Source organism: Paenibacillus sp. JMULE4, from assembly GCF_013337105.1.
GTDB lineage: Bacteria > Bacillota > Bacilli > Paenibacillales > NBRC-103111 > Paenibacillus_G > Paenibacillus_G naphthalenovorans.
Genome location: NZ_SGWF01000016.1, coordinates 179964 through 199716, shown reverse-complemented (window position 1 = coordinate 199716; position 19753 = coordinate 179964). Strand labels below are relative to the sequence as shown.

Genomic DNA, 19753 nt, shown 5'->3' with positions numbered 1-19753 from the left:
CAATCTCCCCTCCATGGCTTCCAGCCTCCTTTGGGACTGCAATCGCTTACATTAATATTATATGCTGAAATATTGTTATTTTACATATATTTTTCAGAATTTTAAAAAAATTTTTTACACCGACAAAAACACAATTTGGCTGAAGACAAACTATTTCTCCGCTTTTTAGAGTAAAATAAATAATAAAAGCTTCGTATATGCCTTAAGGAGTTGGGAGTTATGTTATTCGTCAGCCCGACATGGGGTACCGTTTCCATTGATGAAATGGTATCGCAGCTTCAAGTTTACGTTAAGGAAGACCCGGATGCAAAATACAAGCTTGTCATCGGTACCGATTCGCACACCACGAAGCGTTCGACGACCCTGGTTACCGCACTGATCATTCATCGGATCGGCAAGGGTGCCCGTTTCTTCTACCGCAAGCTGAACAGCCGGCCGCTTCACGACCTGCGCTCGCGGATTTATCGGGAAACTGAGCTTAGCCTGGAGCTGGTGGAGCATCTGAATAAGAACGGCATGGGCGAGCTTCTGCTCGCATGGCCTCTCGAGATCCATATCGACATCGGTCAAAAAGGAGAGACCAAAGTGTTGATCCAGGAAATTTGCGGCTGGGTCACCTCCGTGGGGTACGAAGCACGAATCAAGCCGTTATCCTTCGGCGCCAGTTCAGTGGCCGACCGGTTTGCCGAGTGAGAACGTTAAAATAAGTATAAAAACATGAGTCCGAGCGCTTGATATTCGGTCGAAGAATCGCTATAACTTACTATAGGCTTTATTTTCTTCCAACCCTCTGAAGGAGATTCTTCATGACCAAAAATATATTCGCCGCGCTGCTGCTCGCGGCTGTCTTGATCAGCGCATTCGACACGTGGGGCCCCAAGCTGACGGAAAGCTACAGCGACCAAGTCACCGTTCTGATGTACCACCATGTGCACGATACGGACCAAAGCTCAAGCACCGTGTCCAGCACGCTTTTTCGCGACCAGCTAAGCTTTCTTCAATCCAAGGGGTACCGCTTCATCTCATTAAGCGAGTTTGAGAAATTTTACGAGGGCGCTCCGGTTCCTGATAAGGCAGTGCTTGTCACATTCGACGACGGGTACCGAAGCTTCTACGACTATGCCTATCCCGTCCTGAAAGAGCTGGATATCCCGGCCGTAAATTTCATTATTACTGCGGATTTGGACGATCCGACGGCTCCCATGATTCCAACGCTTTCCAGAGAGCAGATTCGGGAAATGCTGAGTTATCGCAAGGACATGTTCGATTTTCAATGCCATTCTGACAACCTCCATTTTAAAAAGGACAACCTTGCCGCACTGACCGGCAGACTCGACGGTGAGACGGAGGAACAATACAATGAGCGAATACAGAGCGACAGCCAGGCTTGCGTTCAGAAGCTGAACGAGCTGTATGGCGGCAGCCGTACAGTAAACGCCTATGCGTATCCGTTCGGAATTTTCTCCAAGACCGCTCAACAATGGATTAGCGAAGCCGGAATCCGCTATGCCTTTACGATCGTCAACGAAATGGCGACCCGTGCCAGCCATCCGCTGGAAATTCCAAGAATCAATGCGGGCAATCCGAAGATCAAGCCGGAGCTGCTCGACAAACAAATCATGCTTCGGATCGAGCGGGTCACCCACCTGCCTAAATAAAATACATGAATCAATCTTAAGCAAAAAGAGGTTGTCCCATAAGCAGATAAATCTGCTGAGGGGCATCCTCTTTTTAATCCAATTGATGAATTAATAAAAGCATCGCACTTACGACCGGCGTAACCACCATGCCGTATCGCAGGATAATTCGCGGAAGTCTTTTGGTCAGCTTTGCACCGATATATGAACCCACTATCGTACCTAGAGCGACCTTCAAAAATAATGATGAATCGAAGAATCCATTTTGCATAAATCCCAGAGAGGCCGCTAATGAAATGGGTATTAACACCAGCATGGTTGTGCCGGCAGCCGCAAACATTGGATAGCCAAGCCATTTCAGGAGGGAAAGTTGAATAAAAGGAGCTGCCCCTATGCCAAACGTTCCCGAAATCATTCCGTTTCCCAAACCGATGATGGACGATCTTAATGGATATAATTGTACCTCTTCCGCGGCAGAAGGCTCCAAATTCAACCTTGTTTTTAACCATATCATTAACCCCGATAAAACCAATGCGGTTACCGTGAAATACATTAATATTTCCGGGTCAATGATTTTGGTTATGCGAGTACCCACATAAGAGCCGACGGATCCGAAAAAGCCAATAAAAAGACCTTGTTTCAGGATCAAATTCCCTTCCCGAAAATGACTCCAGCTCCCTGTCAAAACACTTAAAAACATCACGGCAGCCGCTGTTCCCAGAGCATGGTAGATAGGGATGTCAAAGAAGGTTACCAGCACCGCAATAATAAACCCGGATCCCCCCGCTCCAATAAATCCCAGCACAACTCCTAAAACAAACATGGTCACAATGATCATCATATGACTTTATTAACAAGATCAGGCGATTGTTTGTGCCAATCCGATTCCAGCTGAAACAAATGGCCTACATCAATCAGTTTCTGTTCCTGCATTGGAGCAGCGATGAGCTGCATGCCTAGAGGGAGGTTTTTATCCTTTAAAAATCCAACCGGCAGCGTTAAGGTCGGCACACCTGCATTGGTGAATGGCAAATTATAAGCGGGCGAACCCGTTTCTTTAATTCCTTCGGGAGCCGGCGACGGTGTCGCAGGAGTGACCAATAGATCGACATCTTTGAATACATCGCATAACTCCTGGCGAAATACAGAACGGATACGTTGGGCCTTTAAGTAATCAATTGCTTTAATTTGTAATCCTTCACGAATAAATTGCTGCAAATAGGCATGAAAACGGGATGGGTCTTTAGCATACTGATCGGCATGATAACTTGCTGTTTCACATTTCATAACGATATGGTGGGCTGCATTGCCCGCCTCCAAGCTTTTGGGCAGGCGGACGGGAACGGTTTTGATTCCCAATGATTGCAGCAAATAAACCGCATTCTCAATCGCCGCCGCCATTTCAGAATCCGCATCCTGAAAATAGGAATCGACGACAATTCCGACCGTATAATCCTTATTGGTTTGCACTTTCAATGCTTGCTTAGGCAAAGTCCAAGTGGCCGTATCGTCTGGGTCAGGGCCTGACAGCACATTGTAGACGTGAACTGCATCTTCCACCGTCTTCGTCAAAGCGCCAACATGGTCAAGGCTCCAGCTTGCGGGAATCACACCCGCTTTGCTTATTCGTCCGTACGTCGCCTTCAGGACGGTAAGCCCGTTGTAAGCCGCGGGACGAGATAACGATCCCGCAGTTTGCGTACCTAACGTCATCAATGCCATATTTGCCGCCAATGCGGCCGCTGAACCGGAGCTTGATCCACCCGGGGTATGATTTACATTCCATGGATTTCGGGTTTCAGGGGCTCCTCCCCAGTTGGCGAATTCCGTTGTCGTTGTTTTCCCAAGCAATACGGCATCTGCCTTTTGCAACCGATGAACGACTGTTGCATCAGTCTCAGGAACAAACCCTTTAAGTACGTTGGAGCCGGCTTCCGTCCGGATTCCTTTGGTATAAATAATATCCTTCGCCCCATAAGGAATGGCAAATAGCGGGGGAAGTTCTTCTATTGTCTTCATTTTCATTTCTAAAGCTTTTGCCTGTTCCATAGCGGTTTCCTGCTGAAAGGTAACCCACGCCTTTACATGCGGTTCCCATTTTTCAATGTGTTTGAAAAACAGAGAAATCAATTCAGTGGGTGAAATTTCCCTTTTTTTTAACATTTGATTCGTACTGGCAATCGTTAAATGCTGCAGCTGTGTCTTAATCAATGCCTACAACTCCTTTGGGCCCAAAAAGAGGGGTAATTTCTCTTTCGATTGGAAAGCTTCTGACTTTTTGGACTTCCTTTGAATAAGCATGATATACATCGACTTGAAGATGGTTTAACAGGTTCAACCGCTCTCTGGTCTCGCGTATAAGATTAGGATCCAACGTTACAGACATGATTTGCCAAGGATTTTCGTCAAGACCATCGCTTAAAGAATTACCCATGGGGTCAAATGCACAAGTCAAGCCAAAGAACTTCAATCCGGAACGGCCGACATTTGCAGCGCGCTCCTCTCCTGCGCGATTAATGCCTAGTACAAAAACCCCGTTTTCTCTGGCTCTGGACTGACATTCGGCAAGCCATGCTTTCTTTCTGTCGTCTCCGGAAGCCGCGGTGGGTATTACAATCAAATCTGCCCCCTGTAAAGCAAGCGCCCTGGCGGCTTCCGGAAATGAACGGTCGAAACAAATTAATATTCCCACTTTATAGCCATTCACATCAAACACCGGGAAATGAGTGCCCCTATTAAAATAATAGGTTTCGTCCGTCGTGAAGGTGGGAAGGGTTAGCTTCGGAATATGCGTTTTCCGATAATATCCTTGCAATTCGCCATAATTTGAAATGACGATGGCCGTGTTAAAATAACGCGTTCCATCCTTCTCTTGTGCTTTTTCAAAAATGGTAGCGATAATATGAACATTATTTTCTTTTGCTTTTTTGGAAAAATAGGAGAAGGTTGGACCATCCGCCGGCTCCGCCAGCTCAAAGAACGTTTCACTGCCTGTTGTACAAAAATAAGGAACGGTCATAAGTTCAGGAAATACAATCAGATCGGGTTTCCTGTCTTCCTGCAAGGTCTGGTCGAATAGAGCGGACAACCGCTCCATTCGATGATTGTACGCATCACCGTCCCGGTACGGTCCAATCTGCAATCCTGCCACTTGAAAAGTCATAGGGTTTCATTCTCCTGTCTATTCATTCGGGATAAAACTGGCATCCACAATATCTTCATACTTCATATCCGTCTTGATGTTGCCCACAAATTTCTGCATATCGATAGCAACTTTAAAGGCCTCTTCCGTGATGTTGGCGTTCGGCGGATACACATTGCTGTCGATCATACGCTGTACAGCATTGTCTACTACTTCGCCATCTAATTCGGGAAATTCTGCCCGCGCCACTTTTTTTGCAATTTCGGGGTTTTGGTGAATGAATTTCAGCGACTCATCCATTGACTTCACAAAGCGTTTGACCAAGTCGGGATTTTTTTCCATTAACTGAATGGACGTATTAAATGTGGAGAAGGCATACTCGGGATATTCTTCCGTAAAGTTATAAATTAATTGAAGTCCTTGAGATAAACCTTGTTCAACCTGCGGCTGATAAGCAACAGCGATATCCGCCTGCCCTGCCAGGACAGGCCCTAGCTCAGAGCCATTTTGCACTTCCGTCACCGTTACATCCTTTGTAAAATCAAGACCATGATCGCGTAACAGCCGTTTCAGCAATGTATTGGAGGTTCCGGGCGCCAAACCGACGACAATCCGCTTTCCCCGTAAGTCTTCAGGAGAGTTAAACGCTACATTTTTATTGGCAAGAATCCATACAGGAGCACTATTGGCAACGGCACTTACCGCCTTGGCATGACCGCCCTTTTCCTTTGCAAACCCGACATGCTCCGGTCCATGTACGGAAAATTGGGCTTCACCGGCTAAAACAGAGGCCAGGGCGGTCGGTCCTGTACCGGCAGAACGGATATTCGAAATTTTGATATGATTATTTTCAAATAATCCCTCTTTGTTCGCAACGTACAGCGGCAAGTAAAGGAGCGTGTGAAACGCTTCTGTCACAAGCACTGTATCCATTTCCTTGTTGGCATCGGATTTCGCCGGATCCGGTGCTTCCGCCGCATTCGTCGATGGTGCAGGAGAAGCCGAATTTCCGGATGAACAGGCTCCAAGAGCGGCCACAAGAATCGAAAGGATAAGAATTAAAAACGGTTTTTTCATGGTATGGTTCCTCCCGCACAGTTGAAAGTTATTTTGTCTTTTCTAATTCAGCTTGTTCCCATGGAAGCAATTTGGATTGCAGCTTCGTCACGATGGCATACAGCAGGATCGCTACAAGCATCAGCGTCAAAACCCCAACCCATACCACATTCAAATTGAAGAGGTTCCCGGCAACAAAAATCATTCTGCCCAGCCCCTTATCCGATGAAATAAATTCACCCCCGATAACAGAAATCAAAGCAAAGCCGATATTCAAACGAAATGCGGAAATTATCCATGGCAGTGTCGATGGAATGACCACTTTCCGGAATATTTGCCCCTTCGTGGCGCCCAGCGATTTCATTAAATGAATGAGACTGGAATCGATTTGATGGGTACCTTGGTACGCCGATAGAAGCGCAACAATGAAGGTGGCAATGGTCGCCAATGCCATTTTTGAAAAGATGCCCGAGCCGAACCAAATGATAATCATGGGGGCAAGCGCGATTTTGGGCAGGCCATTCAAAGCTACAACAAACGGATCAATAACTTTGGCAGCCCTCTCGGAATACCATAGTAGAAGCCCTACGCCAGAACCTAATAAGCTCCCGATAATAAAACCCGTAATCGTCCCGTACAAAGTGGCTATCGTATCCGTGAACAGCTGCCCCGATTGGATGAGTCGAATGGCTTCGCTCCATATGCCTTGCGGAGAACCCATTAAGAAAGCATTGACGAATTGGAACCGAACGGCAAGCTCCCATAATCCCACGATGGCCAGTATAATGAGTATGCGATAAAAATTGAGAATCAGAAAAGGGCTGCGTGTTTTCTTTTTTCTTTTGGTTTTACATACACTGTTGAAATGCTTTCCTTTTTTACTCCCGTTTCCAGTGTGGCCATCAAGATTCCCTCCCTATTTGAATATCCAAATCAGCCCATATTTGGTCAAAATACGAATTATAACGCGGATCTGTCCTTGCCTTCATGGCCGAACCGTACTCCTGGGCAAGTCCTACATCATATACTTTTTTACAAAGGTGGGGCGTTGGCTCATAACGGCTACCCGGTCAGACATCGCGATGGCTTCACCAATATCATGAGTAATTAAAACAACGGTTTTATCATAATCCCTCAGAATCGTTAAGATTTCTTCCTCAAGCACAAGCCGCGTCTGATAATCTAATGCGGAAAAGGGTTCATCCAACAAAATAATGTCGGGGTTGATGACGAGCGTCCGGATTAATGCCACTCTTTGTTTCATACCGCCAGAGAGTGTGGCAGGGTAGGCGTGTGCAAAATCGGCTAAACCGTATTTGGCCAAATATTCCAAAGCTAGCTCTTCCCGTTCCTTTCTGGATCTTCCTTTCACTTCAAGTCCAAGACTTACGTTTTCGATTACTGTTCGCCAAGGAAACAACAAATCTTTTTGCATCATATAGCCGACATGCCCCGTGGATGATGAAACATCATGTCCGTGAACACTGACCTGGCCTTCCGAAGGTTCGAGCAAACCGGCAATGATGTTAAACATCGTACTTTTCCCGCAGCCGCTCGGTCCAACAATGCTGATAAATTCCTTATCCTTAATCTCAAGCGTGATATCTTTGATTACCTGAACCATATTTCCCTCTTGATCATAAAACCATTTCTTGACTCCTTGTAATGCAATGGCGCTTTTCGTTTTTACATTCTCATTCCGGCTCTCAACAAAATTCAGGACCATTGATCTTCCCCTCCAAGTTGTTAAGTTGTCTTTACAACTATCACTAAAAAAATAATGGATGGTTCAGCATGTTTTTGTTAATTTTTATTACATATATTGATACATTATACTTGAAACACCGTTTATATATGCCCTAATTATAATATCAATTGCATTTTTTGTAAACATATTTGTAATAAATAATGACATAAATTATTAAGTTAAACTTATGATCGTATATTTATGTTATATTTATTAACATGAGAATCCGAGAAATGTATCTTATTCGTTATTCGCCGGTATATTCGTAAAATGAACATTCGATTCAAGCCGTATTTGATCGATTTCAAAGCTAAAATGTGAGCCAAGGTAGACAATCTTCACTTTTTCTATCGGCTGATTATTTGTTGTGTATACCACCCCTTTCCACAGCATCAACGGCGTTCCAGCTTTGACGAGCAGAAGTTCCGCTTCTTCTTTCGTAGCCGCAACGGCTTGGAATTTTTGCTTGGAGTGGCTGGGGAAGTGATTCGATTTAGCCAGCATTTCATACAACCCATAATTCTCCAGGTCCTTATTCATTAATTCGGGATCAAACGCTTTGGGGATAATGGAGGTTCGAATGGCCAGAGGTGTTCCATTTGCCAATCTTAAACGAACGATTTCAAATACCGGACTGTCCGGCTCTATATTCAATTCATTTGCCAATGGAACGGAGGCGTTATATTGCTTTTTGGAAATCATCTTTGCGCTATGGTTTAGTCCGATCATTTCCATATCCTCGCCGAATGTGCGCAATATGGACGCTTTTCCCGTAAACATCGGGCGGGCAACGTAGGTTCCCAACCCCCTCCTTTTTTCCAAATAACCCTCTTGTACCAGTTCGGCAAGCGCTTGTCTGACGGTCGGGCGGCTAATTTCATGCATTTCCGAAAGCCGATGCTCCGTCGGAATTTTCTCGCCGCTTTTAAATTTTTTCGTTTCAATCTGGGTAATAATCCATTCTTTTAATTGTATATAAAGCGGCAGTCTATTATGTTGATGAATCATCCGTCATCCCTCTTTTGTTTACTTAATGGAGTTTTGCCGTATTCCAATGTTTTTCTGCAGATAAATTCAACAAAAGTGCCTTAAAACCCTTGCGGGATAAAGAATTTTTGATAATGAAGCCGACCTTAAGCGGAACATCGCAGCACACGGAAATATGACAGCAAACAAAAACCGTGATACCCGCTTCCAACGGGCTCACGGTTCATTTTATTGCCGGGAGTCTCCAAAGCCATGTAAACCCGGAGTCTCTTACCGGTCAACGGTTGTCTACCTTTTCCGGATACAGGTCATGATTCAGCAAGCGGTGCTCCGCCATTTGCTCATACTTCGTTCCCGGCCGGCCGTAATTGCAGTACGGATCGATGGAGATTCCGCCGCGCGGAGTGAACTTGCCCCAAACTTCGATATACTTGGGATCCATCAGCTTGATCAGGTCGTTCATGATGATGTTCACGCAGTCCTCATGAAAATCGCCGTGATTGCGGAAGCTGAACAGGTACAGCTTGAGCGATTTGCTCTCTACCATCTTGCGGTCCGGAATATAACTGATATAGATGGTCGCGAAATCCGGCTGTCCTGTAATCGGACAAAGGCTCGTGAATTCGGGACAATTGAATTTTACAAAATAGTCGCGGTACGGATGCTTGTTATCGAACGATTCGAGCATCTCGGGCGCATAAGTCATCGGGTATCGGGTTTGCTGGCTGCCGAGCAGCGTCAGCTCCAGCTCGTCCTCTTTTCTTCCTGCCATAGGGCTGTAGCTCCTTTCAAGCTTGCTGATCTATTATTATAACGGATTTGCAGTAAGAAAGTAAGCGGGGGTTGGAGAACAAGCCAGAGCCGCATTACGCTTTGGAATCGGGAGTTTCCCGGTCGTGATCCCAAAACCGCTGCGAGCTGATGAATTCCTTCATATGCAATCGGGACGGCGTACCCAGTTTGACCTCCATGGCCTGCGTCCAATTCGTATCTTTGGCGCCGTTTGTTCGATCCAGCATATATTGCTTCATTGTCTCATCGTAGGCTTGAATCAGATTTTCATAATTCTCCGCCGAGTATACATCCTCATGCAAAACCGCCTCATAAGGCAGCCTCGGCCTGATCGAAGGGGATTGGTCCGGGTAGCCGAGACACATGCCGTACACCGGAATCACATATTCCGGCAGCTTCAGCAAAGCGGATACCTCCTTGATCTGGTTGCGGATTCCTCCAATATAGACGGCTCCGAGCCCCATGGATTCCGCGGCCACGACGGCGTTCTGGGCAGCCAGGGCTGTGTCTGTTATGGCGACAACCAGATTTTCCGTGGTACCGATATACCCTTCTCCCTCGGCAAACCCGCAGGCGGTTTTGAGCCGGTACAAGTCTGCGCACCAAACCAAAAATACGGGGCATTCCTCGACATAGGCTTGATTCCCCGCAAGTGCGGCCAGCCGGCTTCTTTTATCCCGGTCATTGATTTGAATCACACTATACGCCTGCATATTGCTGGATGTGGAGGCCATCTGGGCCGCACGGATAATCGTCACCAGCTGTTCCTTGGTGACAGGCTCCTGTTTAAATTTGCGTATGGACCGGTGATTCATCAGTTTATGAATGGCTTCATTCATGGACATTCCCTCTCCTTTGCTGCGATCGTTTAACGGCGCGGCATACCGAAACTCCCGCTCAGGCTGCCGCCACAGCTCAATCATATCCTCCATTACCACTTTACGATACTGACAAGCGTACTGCAAATTTTTAGGATGGCATTTGACGGATAAGAGCGATACAATGAACAATGATGAATCAAAAAGCACCCGTCATTTAGCATGCAGATTACGGTCGTTGATCATCCGTGGGACGGTCTGTCCTGCAAAAAATGCAACTTTTCCCGGTTTCTTATCGTCAAACCATATAGAACTGGACGCATGCCAACTCAGATATGCCAATGTGAGAAAGGATTTGTTTCTATTGAATTTACGTCTAACCGCCGCTGCCGCTCTGCTGCTGACTTGCATCGCTTTTACCGCTTCCGGCTGCGGAAACCCTTCTTCAGTCGAAGTCGGACAAGGAGAAACCGGCGGTGCTCCCGCTGCCCAAAACCCTGGCGATCCCCCCGCCGCGGTACCTTCCCAACCGGATGATACAGTAAAACAAGGAGGATCTTCGGAAACCGGGGGCGCTGCGAAGGAACCGACGAAACCGCCGGCAAACCTCCCGCCGTCAGGTAAGGGGGATGATTCTTCGATCCGGGTCATTGCGAATCCGGAAGACGTCGCTGTTCTTGTCAATAAAACGAACAAACTGCCGGAAAATTATAATCCGAAAGATCTGGTCGAACCGAACGTGCCTTTCATCTTTAAAGAAAAATCGGAGAAACGCATGCTCCGGAAAGAAGCCGCCTCGGCGCTTGAGGACTTATTCGATGCTGCCAAGAAGGACGACCTCCCGCTGGCCGGGGTTTCGGGCTACCGCTCCCATGCGACACAAAAAACGCTTTATAACAACTACGTCAAGCGCGATGGAGAAGCGGCCGCGAATAAGTACAGCGCCAAGCCGGGACACAGCGAGCACGAAACCGGACTTGCGATCGACGTCACCGGAAGCAGCGGCAAATGCCCGGCGCAGGACTGCTTTGGGGATACGAAGGAAGCCAAATGGCTGGCCGAGCATGCACCGGAATACGGCTTCATTATTCGTTATCCGAAAGGCAAGGAACCGATTACCGGCTATCAGTATGAGCCATGGCACCTGCGGTATGTCGGGAAGAATGCCGCCAAAGAAATCGCCAAGCAGGGCATCACGCTGGAGGAATACACCCACGGCGGGGTCCCGGTCTCCAATCCGAAATAAAGAAGTCCCGCTCTCCCCTATACGGAGGGCGGGACTTTGCTTATGCTTCCACGCGGGAAGATTCTGTTTTGGCTTATTGCTGTTGATTGGACTTGGGCCCTTTCCCCTGCTTATGCACCGGCTTTGAGCCGAAATCCGCTTGCTGTTGTGCAGGCTGGGCCTGGTTTGCTTGGGATTGCCCGCGGGGGGCTCCTCCTTGCTTGCCTTCGAAGTGCCGCGAAGACGTTCCGGACTTGGAGCTCCGCGGATGCTGTCCTTTGCCATTCGGAGGCTGGTTATTCCGGCGGCTTGCATCCCACGGCTGAACCTCGGACGGGGATTTCATTTGTGACAGGGCTTGTCCGGCCGGCCGCTGTTCCTGATCCCGCTGCTTATGCTCATCCGTCTCGGATTCTTTGGATTTCTCCGGCTCTCCGTCCTGCCAAATTCCGCTTTCCGGAACCGATTCGCCGGGATGGCCTTGAGGCTGCTTGTTTCCGACTTTTTCGAGAATAAAATAAGCGCAGCCGAAGTTGCAGTACTCATTCAAATAGTCGGGCAGTGTCGAGATAATCGTATCTTTGCTGCCCTTCGGATGATTATCCTTAAAAAAACCGCGGAGACGAAGCTGATTATAGCCCCAATCCCCGACAATATAATCGTAACGTTCCAGCACTTCGCTGTACCGGTCCCGGAACGCCTCAAAACGCCAGCCATTCTTGTGATCGACAATCACTTCATATGTTTTGCCCGATATATGAATCACGTTCTATGCCTCCTCACGATCTTACGACTGCCGCGTCAAGCTCTTACGACCGCTGCGCCGATTTCACTTGATCGTGCGCATGATATGAACTGCGTACGAGCGGACCGGATTCCACATGGCTAAAGCCGCGCTTCATCCCTTCTTCCTTCAGCTCGGCGAACTGCTCGGGCGTATAATATTGCATGACCGGCAAATGATTCACGCTGGGCTGCAGATATTGGCCAATCGTCATAATGTTGCAGTCCACCGCCCGCAAATCATCCATCGTTTGCAAAATCTCGTCCCATTCTTCACCTACACCCAGCATGATGCTCGATTTGGTTGGAATGTTTGGAGCGATTCGCTTCGAGCGCTCCAGAAGCTCGATCGAACGGCGGTATTTGGCCTTGGCCCGCACCCTGTCGGAAAGACGTTCCACCGTTTCCACATTATGGTTCAGTATATTCGGTCCGGCTTCGAGCACCGTGCGGAGCGCTTCTTCGTTTCCTTGAAAATCGGGGATCAGCACTTCCACACTGGCGAGCGGCAAGCGTTCTCGCAATGCGCGGATCGTAGCGGCAAAAATCGATGCCCCCCCGTCCTTCAAATCGTCCCGTGCCACGGATGTGACCACCACATGGCTGAGCCCCATCTGTTCGGCGGCTTCGGCCACACGCTCGGGCTCCTGAAGGTCGAGTTCCGTCGGCAAACCCGACGTTACCGCACAGAACCGGCAGGCTCGTGTGCATATGTCTCCAAGAATCATGAAGGTAGCGGTCCGGTTCGCCCAGCATTCGTGAATGTTCGGACACTTCGCCTCTTCGCACACCGTATGCAAAGTTTTCCCGCGCATCATATTTTTAATTCCTTGTAATTGTCACCGGTAGCCAGCTTGATCTTCAGCCAATCGGGTTTACGTTCTATTTGTCGAGTCGCCATAGAGCTTCCCCGCTTTCTTCAGAAAATAAATATCTTCAAGGAAAGTATACCACAAACCGGAATTTAACGCAGAAGGAAAAATAATCGTACGGTCGGATCAACTGCGCTTCGAATTACATTCCGCAGGAAATATGGTACACTAGGAAAAGGGTTGAATTTGGGAGGATAGTCTTTTCCGACATGATGAATACAGATCAGATTTTGAAGCTTGTAGCATCGGGAGATCTCGATATTGCCGATGCTAAACGTCTATTGGAGGAAGCGGGGGAAGGTCGGGGAATCTGGACTGAAGCCCTTCCTGTGGACGATTCCCTCGGGTATGCGCAGCTTGACCTTAAGAGAGAGGCAAGAACCGGCTTTCCCGAAGTTATTTTTGGCGAGGGAAAATCCGCGGAGCAGATTACCGCGATCTTCGAACGGCTCATGGCACATACGGACCGCGTGCTTGCGACGCGGGTCAGCGGGGAGAAGGCCGCATATGTTCTGGAACGCATACCCGCCGCGGCCTATCACGCCGATGCCCGGGCGATTTCCTGGCGGTCTAGAGATGCCCGGACAAATGAGGAAGACGGATACATCGCCGTCGTGTGCGCGGGTACATCGGACGTGCCTGTCGCCGAAGAAGCCGCCGTCACCGCCGAATGCATGGGCTGCCGCGTTGAGCGTGTTTACGATGTCGGCGTGGCCGGCATCCACCGGTTGTTCCGCCGGCTGCCGCTGATCCGCGGCGCCAGCGCCGTTGTGGTCGTCGCCGGCATGGAAGGCGCTCTTGCCAGCGTGGTCGGCGGTCTCGTTGCGGTTCCGATCATTGCGGTCCCGACAAGCATCGGCTACGGCGCAAGCTTTCAGGGCATGGCCGCGCTGCTGTCCATGCTGAACGCTTGTGCGCCAGGCATCTCCGTCGTCAATATCGATAACGGTTTCGGCGGCGGTTATAACGCTTCATTAATCCATTACAACCGGGTAAAGAGGGATAAAGAATGAAACTTTTGTATTTGGACTGCTTCTCCGGTATTAGCGGGGACATGACGCTCGGGGCGCTGGTGGATGCGGGGGCCGATCGCCATTACATAGAAGAGGAACTCCGCAAAATCAAGATCGAGCCCTTCACGCTGGAATGGAAGCGTGTAAATAAACGGGGGATCTCCGCGCTGAAGCTGGATGTTCTGCCGGATCCGAACACCCCTCCGAAGCATCATCGCCATTATTCGGAGATTGTGGAGCTGATCCATCGGTCAGGCTTCAACGAACGCGTGGTCAAGCTGAGTCTGTCCATCTTTGAAAAAATCGGCATAGCCGAAGCCAAGATCCATAATATCCCCATTGAAAAAGTACACTTTCATGAAGTCGGCGCGATCGATTCCATCGTTGACGTCATCGGGGTGGCATTGGCTATCGATTCGTTGAATATTGAGAAAATCGTTTCCTCCGCCGTTCCGCTGGGTTCAGGCACGGTGCACTGCGACCACGGCATTTATCCGGTACCTGCTCCGGCGACGCTTGAAATGATGAGAGGACTGCCTATTGCCCATACCTCGATTGCGCTGGAAATGACGACTCCGACCGGAGCAGGGATTGTATCCGGCCTGGTGGACGAATTCGCCAAGAGTCTGCCTCCCATGATCGTGGAAGCCATCGGCTATGGCGCGGGCACACGGGATCTGCCGGAACAGCCCAATGTTCTGCGGGCTATCGTAGGAGACGCCGACCCGTATGCGAACAAATGGCGCATTCATCACGAAGAAATTCACCATGAACATGCCCATCATCACAGCCATCACGATGAGGACCATCATCACCATCACCATCATGATCATGGGCATAACCACGATCACCATACCCATAGTCACGATCGCCATGGACATGGCCATCAACATCATGAACACACGCATCACCATGGGCACCAGAACCATGAAGAAGGCCTGTGCCAGGAGCCGCGGCACGAATCCGCGTGCAACCACGGCTAAAGAGGTTCACGATCCCGATATTTTCAAGAAAAGCCTCATCTAAAACCTTCATTAAACAGGCTGCAAGCCGAAGCTTTTCTTGCTGCTCCCGCCTCTGTTACGCGCGGCATTTGTAACGGGGGCTTTTTTATGCTTTTCCCTCTTCCCCCGTTCTTTCCATAAACCTTCTGCGCACCTCGTCGTACACCGTTTTCAGCGGTATGCCGTACGTCCTCGCCGCGTGCTCACACTCTTTGAATTCCGGTGCGAATTGCACGAGCTCTCCCTGATGAAATCCTGCCTTAACGTGAATTATGCCCCATGGGGTATCTACCGCATGAAACGTCCTCCCCAGACGATGGACGGATGCTCTCATGTAACGAAGCCCCAGCGTCGTCGTTTCGCGAAAAATGACGGTTTCCATCTTTTCCGCTTGCGATTCGTCCGTAAGCACATTGAGCATGACGCCGGGACGGCCCTTTTTCATAATGATCGGAATCCAATAGACATCGTTCGCCCCCTGTTCAAACAGCAAATCCGTAATGTATGAGCAGTATTCAGGGTTCATATCATCGATATTCGCCTGCAAAATCAGCATCCGTTCATCCAGATGCTCCTCACGGTGTTCAAACGCCATACAGCATCCCTCCAGAAGCATCATATCAAACTTGGCATGGGATAAAAAGCCGTTATTTAGCGTAACCTATCGATACACAAAAGGTAATGCTATCAACATTGTAAAGGGATTGTTGCAGCATATCTGGATCGAGAATGTCATTAGAAGGAGGTAACTTTCCTATGGTCGCATGGTATGCTCGGGCTCTAACCGCCGTGCTGGTGTGCACGACCTTGACGAGCGCCGCGCTCTGGCCTGTGGAGAAACAAGCGTCCGCAGCCGCCCCTGCCGTATCCTCAAAGTCTGCCCCCAAAAGCGGCAAAGAGGCAGCCGGGATGAAAGAGGTATTTGCAGAACGAAAAGATTTATTCGATAAGGTGAGCGCGTTAACAGGCATTCCCTGGAATTACTTGGCTGCCATCGATCAATATGAACGCTCGATTAATTTGTCCAAGAAAAGGCCTCTCAAGGACAGTCTGGTGGCCATCTATTTTACAGATCTGCAATGGGGCGGAATGTTCAATCCGGACCATGAGGATATGAACGAGCAAAGCATTAAGCTGTTTGGCGGCATGGGCCGCGACGGTTCAGGCGACGGCTTGGCGGATCGGATGGACGATCTTGACCGGCTTTATTCGATGGCTTCTTATCTGCTCAACAAAGGAACCGCCGAAGAGGATCTGCGCATTGGACTCTGGGAATACTATCAAAATAACCGCAGCGTGGAGCGAATTCAGCAATTCGCCCGGATTTACGGTACATTCGACACCTTGGACCTGCATGAGCACTGCTTTGTGATGCCGCTTGGCTCCAATTACTCCTATCGGAGCACGTGGGGCGCCAGCCGCGGCTGGGGAGGATTCCGGATTCATGAAGGAACGGACCTGTTCGCAGGCTACGGAGTACCGGTACGCAGCGCAACATACGGCATTATCGAGGTGATGGGCTGGAACCCATACGGAGGCTGGCGGATCGGCATCCGTGACTTGAACAATGTGTATCACTACTTTGCCCACTTGTCCGGATTCAACAAAAAAGAAGTGAAGCTGGGCGACGTCGTAAAACCGGGCCAAGTGGTCGGCTGGGTCGGCAGCTCCGGCTACGGGAAGCCCGGAACATCCGGCAAATTCCCACCGCATCTGCATTACGGGCTTTACCGCGACAATGGATTGACCGATTGGTCGTTCGACCCGTATCCGCATTTGCGAAAGTGGGAGCGCGAAGAGCGAATGCGGCGCAAGAGGTAAATCATGCTATGATGAAACACCCCTGTGAAGGACAGCCGCTGCCGGCCTGTCGATCACAGGGGTGTTTTATCGACCCTGGAACGCATGGGCATTATCCGTGCTTCACATGCTGAAGCATCTGAACGAAAATTTGTTCGATATGCTCGTCATCCAGCGAGTAGAATACCGTTTTGCCGGCTTTGCGCCGCTTCACGATGCGCAGATTGCGCAGATAACGCAGCTGATGGGAAACCGCCGACTGCCCCATATCCAGCACTTGTGTCAGGTCGTGCACACAAAGCTCTTTTTCCAGCAGCGTATATATAATTTTCACCCGGGTCGGGTCCCCCAGCACCTTGAATATATCGGCAAGCGCCGATGCAGTCGGTTCCGGTATCAAATCTCTTTTCAATTCGGCAATCATACCGGTGCCCGTGCAGGGATCATCGCATTGTTCGTTAAGGAATTTGTCCATGTCCCCACCGCCCCTTTTTGGTAAGCTTAACTATCCGTCCAATCATTATAGCAGAAAACAGAACGGTACGCCGCCGACATCACAGCAGGCTGAGACAATCCCATATCCATCCATACTACCCGTTGTATTTTTGAATGAGCTTCATCTTTAGGGCCCACGACGCGGGGCTAAGATTGACCCTGTACAATTCGGGATTCAATATGCGGAGATATTCCGGCCAAAAAAGCTGGAGCTGTTCTTGGTGAAACCGACGGATGTCTTCCAGCTTCGGCAGTGAATAAACCAGCTCGCCATCGATATAAATAGGTTTTAAAAGGGGGACTCCCTCATAATTAGCGACGATTTTATTTTTATACGGGTGCAGGGGATCAAACAATTTCAGAGGCTTGCCCTGCCGCACGTCGGTCTCGTCACTTTGAGCAATGTAATCCGCTTCCGCTTTTCCCGTCTCTTTATTGATAATGCGGTAGATTTCTTTGATGCCCGGATTGGATACTTTTTCCGGATTGCCTGAAATCTTGATTACCGGCTCGTATGCACCTTTCTTTTCTCTTGCCACGAGTTTATAGACACCGCCCAAGGACGGCTGGTCCGCCGCGGTAATTAACTGTGTCCCCACTCCCCACACGTCTATTTTCGCTTGTTGGGCCTTCAGGTTAATGATAATATTTTCATCAATGTCGTTGGAGGCGATGATTTTTACATAAGGAAGTCCCGCACGGTCGAGCATTTCTCTGGCTTGCTTGGATATGTAGGCCAGATCCCCGCTGTCTATCCGGATGGAGTTCATTCTTTTCCCCTGCTGCTCTAACAGTTTTGCCGTTTTTATCGCATTAGGAATCCCGCTTTTTACCGAATCATAAGTGTCCACAAGTAAAGAAACCTGATCGGGAAGCGCTTCAGCGAATTTTTGGAAGGCTTCTTCTTCCGTATCATGATCCTGGATCCAGGCATGGGCATGGGTGCCCTTGGTAGGAATGCCGAACAGCATGCCGGCCCGCAAGTTAGAAGTCGCATCAAAGCCTGCAATATAGGCCGCTCTGGCCCCCCACACCGCCGCATCGGCCTCCTGCGCTCTTCTTGTTCCAAACTCAAGCAAGGTCTCATTGGCAGCCACCTGCTTGATCCGCGACGCTTTGGTTGCAATGAGCGTTTGGTAATTCATAAAGTTCAGCAATGCGGTTTCAATCAACTGCGCTTCAAATATACGGGCCTCAACGCGAATTAACGGTTCATTCGGAAAAACCAACGTCCCTTCCGGCACGGCGTGGATGTTACCGGTAAACCTGAAGTTTTTCAGCTCGTCCAAAAATCCTTCCTTATATCGCTCCTCCTGCTGCCTCAGATAATGAATATCCTCATCGCTGAAGGTTAACTGCCGGATATAATCTACAATTCTCTCCAAGCCCGCAAAAACGGCATACCCGTTGCCAAACGGCAGTTTTCTAAAGTAAGCCTCAAACACGGCCTTTTTATTCAATGACCCCTGCACCCAATGGGCATACATCATATTGATTTGATATTTATCCGTATGCAGAGTTAAATGTGAATAACTCAATTCGCTCACTCCCTAATTAAAACTATGGCCAATGCAGCCATGATTGAAACATCGAATGTATATAATCTGATGATACGAATTGGGAATGACCGCTTTCAGAGCCTCCCCCGAGGCACCTTCATTTTCCGGGATGAAGCTGCTATATATAAGTACCGTAAATTGCCCGAATCAACAAGAATGCTCCATGAAAGAATGCGCCCGGTCTCCCCGGTTTTCGCCTTCACCAATGCAGACCGGCCCGGTTTACGCAGCGATTTGGGGTTCGTTATAATAAAAATAACTATTATTACGAATATTTTAGACCAGCTGAAGCAGCTTGGATAGGCTTCGGCGGATTCTACTGAATCCTTTTCCAGTCATTGGCGTATACCATATATGCAGTTTATTTTAGGGAAGGAGTAGATTCCATGATTGTGACCACCACAAATACCTTAGAAGGTCAAACGATTATCCGTTATCTTGGTTTAGTCAACGGCGAAGCCATTATGGGGGCCAATATCGTACGCGACTTGTTCGCTTCCATCACCGATATTGTCGGCGGCCGGTCCGGAGCTTACGAAAGCAAGCTGAAGGAAGCGCGCGATATTGCGATTGAGGAAATGAAATCCCAAGCCGTACGTATAGGCGCCAATGCCGTGGTCGGCGTTGACATTGATTACGAGGTGATTCGGGAAGGCATGTTAATGGTAGCGGTCAGCGGGACCGCGGTGTATGCGGAATAATCCAAAGAACCTGACGGCAGATGACCATCAGGTTCTTTTTAAGTTCAGTTATGCAAGGCAAGCTGTGCGATTTCGAGCCGAAATCCGGCGACCATTATCGGCAGCCCGATATGATGGAGCCA

General features: G+C 49.0%; 20 protein-coding genes and 1 pseudogene. 7 read left to right on the top strand and 14 right to left on the bottom strand.

Features of this window, described 5'->3' with window-relative positions; all coding sequences use genetic code 11:
• Positions 1–219: 219 nt before the first annotated feature.
• Positions 220–693 carry a ribonuclease H-like YkuK family protein gene (locus tag EXW96_RS18215; RefSeq protein WP_054819231.1) on the top strand — a complete coding sequence of 158 codons (474 nt, stop codon included), beginning with the start codon at positions 220–222 and terminating at the stop codon, positions 691–693.
• Between the two features lie 113 nt (positions 694–806).
• Positions 807–1658 carry a polysaccharide deacetylase family protein gene (locus tag EXW96_RS18210; protein ID WP_174351119.1) on the top strand — a complete coding sequence of 284 codons (852 nt, stop codon included), beginning with the start codon at positions 807–809 and terminating at the stop codon, positions 1656–1658.
• Between the two features lie 73 nt (positions 1659–1731).
• Here the strand turns inward: EXW96_RS18210 and EXW96_RS18205 are convergent, their stop codons facing one another.
• From EXW96_RS18205 to nfsA, 9 genes are all read right to left on the bottom strand, one after another.
• Positions 1732–2460 carry a sulfite exporter TauE/SafE family protein gene (locus EXW96_RS18205; protein ID WP_302621133.1) on the bottom strand — a complete coding sequence of 243 codons (729 nt, stop codon included), beginning with the start codon at positions 2458–2460 and terminating at the stop codon, positions 1732–1734.
• A gap of 14 nt (positions 2461–2474) precedes the next feature.
• Entirely contained in the window at positions 2475–3848 is a 1374-nt protein-coding gene (locus EXW96_RS18200; RefSeq protein WP_217437415.1) for an amidase, read from the bottom strand.
• Positions 3841–4800, bottom strand: a complete 960-nt coding sequence (locus EXW96_RS18195) for a carbon-nitrogen hydrolase family protein (protein ID WP_174351117.1) — start codon at positions 4798–4800, stop codon at positions 3841–3843. Before EXW96_RS18195 ends, EXW96_RS18200 begins: the two co-directional genes overlap by 8 nt.
• A gap of 18 nt (positions 4801–4818) precedes the next feature.
• Positions 4819–5712: an ABC transporter substrate-binding protein gene (locus EXW96_RS18190; protein WP_254611473.1), complete on the bottom strand. Its 894-nt coding sequence runs from the start codon at positions 5710–5712 to the stop codon at positions 4819–4821.
• A 172-nt stretch (positions 5713–5884) separates the two neighbouring features.
• On the bottom strand, positions 5885–6607 hold the full coding sequence (locus EXW96_RS18185; protein ID WP_309225146.1) for an ABC transporter permease: 723 nt from the start codon (positions 6605–6607) through the stop codon (positions 5885–5887).
• Positions 6608–6850: 243 nt separating this feature from the next.
• Positions 6851–7561: an ABC transporter ATP-binding protein gene (locus tag EXW96_RS18180; protein ID WP_254611458.1), complete on the bottom strand. Its 711-nt coding sequence runs from the start codon at positions 7559–7561 to the stop codon at positions 6851–6853.
• A gap of 261 nt (positions 7562–7822) precedes the next feature.
• On the bottom strand, positions 7823–8590 hold the full coding sequence (locus EXW96_RS18175; protein ID WP_062409512.1) for a GntR family transcriptional regulator: 768 nt from the start codon (positions 8588–8590) through the stop codon (positions 7823–7825).
• Between the two features lie 256 nt (positions 8591–8846).
• The gene (queF, locus tag EXW96_RS18170) at positions 8847–9341 is read right to left on the bottom strand and encodes a preQ(1) synthase (protein WP_054819240.1); all 495 of its coding nucleotides are present in this window, start codon (positions 9339–9341) and stop codon (positions 8847–8849) included.
• A 94-nt stretch (positions 9342–9435) separates the two neighbouring features.
• Entirely contained in the window at positions 9436–10284 is an 849-nt protein-coding gene (gene nfsA / locus EXW96_RS18165; RefSeq protein WP_375256462.1) for an oxygen-insensitive NADPH nitroreductase, read from the bottom strand.
• A 259-nt stretch (positions 10285–10543) separates the two neighbouring features.
• Between nfsA and EXW96_RS18160 the strand changes: the two genes are divergently transcribed.
• A complete protein-coding gene (locus tag EXW96_RS18160; RefSeq protein ID WP_254611457.1) occupies positions 10544–11425 on the top strand; it encodes a M15 family metallopeptidase in 882 nt (293 codons plus the stop codon).
• A 73-nt stretch (positions 11426–11498) separates the two neighbouring features.
• Here EXW96_RS18160 and EXW96_RS27705 read toward each other — a convergent pair whose 3' ends face one another.
• Both EXW96_RS27705 and lipA read right to left on the bottom strand, forming a co-directional pair.
• Entirely contained in the window at positions 11499–12170 is a 672-nt protein-coding gene (locus EXW96_RS27705) for a YutD family protein (protein ID WP_309225144.1), read from the bottom strand.
• Positions 12171–12213: 43 nt separating this feature from the next.
• Positions 12214–13088 (bottom strand): annotated as a pseudogene (gene lipA, locus EXW96_RS18150) (lipoyl synthase).
• Between the two features lie 180 nt (positions 13089–13268).
• Here lipA and larB point away from each other — a divergent pair.
• Entirely contained in the window at positions 13269–14072 is an 804-nt protein-coding gene (gene larB, locus EXW96_RS18145) for a nickel pincer cofactor biosynthesis protein LarB (protein ID WP_062409514.1), read from the top strand.
• A complete protein-coding gene (gene larC, locus EXW96_RS18140) occupies positions 14069–15055 on the top strand; it encodes a nickel pincer cofactor biosynthesis protein LarC (protein ID WP_083351338.1) in 987 nt (328 codons plus the stop codon). Before larB ends, larC begins: the two co-directional genes overlap by 4 nt.
• A gap of 127 nt (positions 15056–15182) precedes the next feature.
• Here larC and larC2 read toward each other — a convergent pair whose 3' ends face one another.
• The gene (gene larC2 / locus EXW96_RS18135) at positions 15183–15671 is read right to left on the bottom strand and encodes a nickel pincer cofactor biosynthesis protein LarC2 (protein ID WP_174351114.1); all 489 of its coding nucleotides are present in this window, start codon (positions 15669–15671) and stop codon (positions 15183–15185) included.
• A gap of 161 nt (positions 15672–15832) precedes the next feature.
• On the opposite strand from larC2, the gene EXW96_RS18130 reads away from it, so the two are divergent.
• Positions 15833–16897 (top strand): M23 family metallopeptidase, encoded by a 1065-nt coding sequence (locus tag EXW96_RS18130; protein WP_074729379.1) that lies wholly within the window; start codon positions 15833–15835, stop codon positions 16895–16897.
• A 91-nt stretch (positions 16898–16988) separates the two neighbouring features.
• Here EXW96_RS18130 and EXW96_RS18125 read toward each other — a convergent pair whose 3' ends face one another.
• Together EXW96_RS18125 and EXW96_RS18120 are read right to left on the bottom strand one after the other, a co-directional pair.
• Complete coding sequence (locus EXW96_RS18125) at positions 16989–17351, bottom strand: ArsR/SmtB family transcription factor (protein ID WP_054817459.1); 363 nt, start codon at positions 17349–17351, stop codon at positions 16989–16991.
• A 115-nt stretch (positions 17352–17466) separates the two neighbouring features.
• Complete coding sequence (locus EXW96_RS18120) at positions 17467–18909, bottom strand: nicotinate phosphoribosyltransferase (protein WP_174351113.1); 1443 nt, start codon at positions 18907–18909, stop codon at positions 17467–17469.
• Positions 18910–19316: 407 nt separating this feature from the next.
• Here EXW96_RS18120 and EXW96_RS18115 point away from each other — a divergent pair, with 407 nt between their 5' ends.
• The gene (locus EXW96_RS18115; protein WP_054817456.1) at positions 19317–19631 is read left to right on the top strand and encodes a YbjQ family protein; all 315 of its coding nucleotides are present in this window, start codon (positions 19317–19319) and stop codon (positions 19629–19631) included.
• Positions 19632–19753 lie beyond the last annotated feature (122 nt).

What these genes read in the sequence shown, in the direction of transcription:
- EXW96_RS18215 (WP_054819231.1), top strand. Translation starts at nt 220, where the DNA reads ATGTTATTCGTCAGCCCGACATGGGGTACCGTTTCCATTGATGAAATG.
- EXW96_RS18210 (WP_174351119.1), top strand. Translation starts at nt 807, where the DNA reads ATGACCAAAAATATATTCGCCGCGCTGCTGCTCGCGGCTGTCTTGATC.
- EXW96_RS18205 (WP_302621133.1), bottom strand. Translation starts at nt 2,460, where the DNA reads ATGTTTGTTTTAGGAGTTGTGCTGGGATTTATTGGAGCGGGGGGATCC.
- EXW96_RS18195 (WP_174351117.1), bottom strand. Translation starts at nt 4,800, where the DNA reads ATGACTTTTCAAGTGGCAGGATTGCAGATTGGACCGTACCGGGACGGT.
- EXW96_RS18190 (WP_254611473.1), bottom strand. Translation starts at nt 5,712, where the DNA reads ATGGATACAGTGCTTGTGACAGAAGCGTTTCACACGCTCCTTTACTTG.
- EXW96_RS18180 (WP_254611458.1), bottom strand. Translation starts at nt 7,561, where the DNA reads ATGGTCCTGAATTTTGTTGAGAGCCGGAATGAGAATGTAAAAACGAAA.
- EXW96_RS18175 (WP_062409512.1), bottom strand. Translation starts at nt 8,590, where the DNA reads ATGATTCATCAACATAATAGACTGCCGCTTTATATACAATTAAAAGAA.
- queF (WP_054819240.1), bottom strand. Translation starts at nt 9,341, where the DNA reads ATGGCAGGAAGAAAAGAGGACGAGCTGGAGCTGACGCTGCTCGGCAGC.
- nfsA (WP_375256462.1), bottom strand. Translation starts at nt 10,284, where the DNA reads ATGATTGAGCTGTGGCGGCAGCCTGAGCGGGAGTTTCGGTATGCCGCG.
- larB (WP_062409514.1), top strand. Translation starts at nt 13,269, where the DNA reads ATGATGAATACAGATCAGATTTTGAAGCTTGTAGCATCGGGAGATCTC.
- larC (WP_083351338.1), top strand. Translation starts at nt 14,069, where the DNA reads ATGAAACTTTTGTATTTGGACTGCTTCTCCGGTATTAGCGGGGACATG.
- larC2 (WP_174351114.1), bottom strand. Translation starts at nt 15,671, where the DNA reads ATGGCGTTTGAACACCGTGAGGAGCATCTGGATGAACGGATGCTGATT.
- EXW96_RS18130 (WP_074729379.1), top strand. Translation starts at nt 15,833, where the DNA reads ATGGTCGCATGGTATGCTCGGGCTCTAACCGCCGTGCTGGTGTGCACG.
- EXW96_RS18125 (WP_054817459.1), bottom strand. Translation starts at nt 17,351, where the DNA reads ATGGACAAATTCCTTAACGAACAATGCGATGATCCCTGCACGGGCACC.
- EXW96_RS18115 (WP_054817456.1), top strand. Translation starts at nt 19,317, where the DNA reads ATGATTGTGACCACCACAAATACCTTAGAAGGTCAAACGATTATCCGT.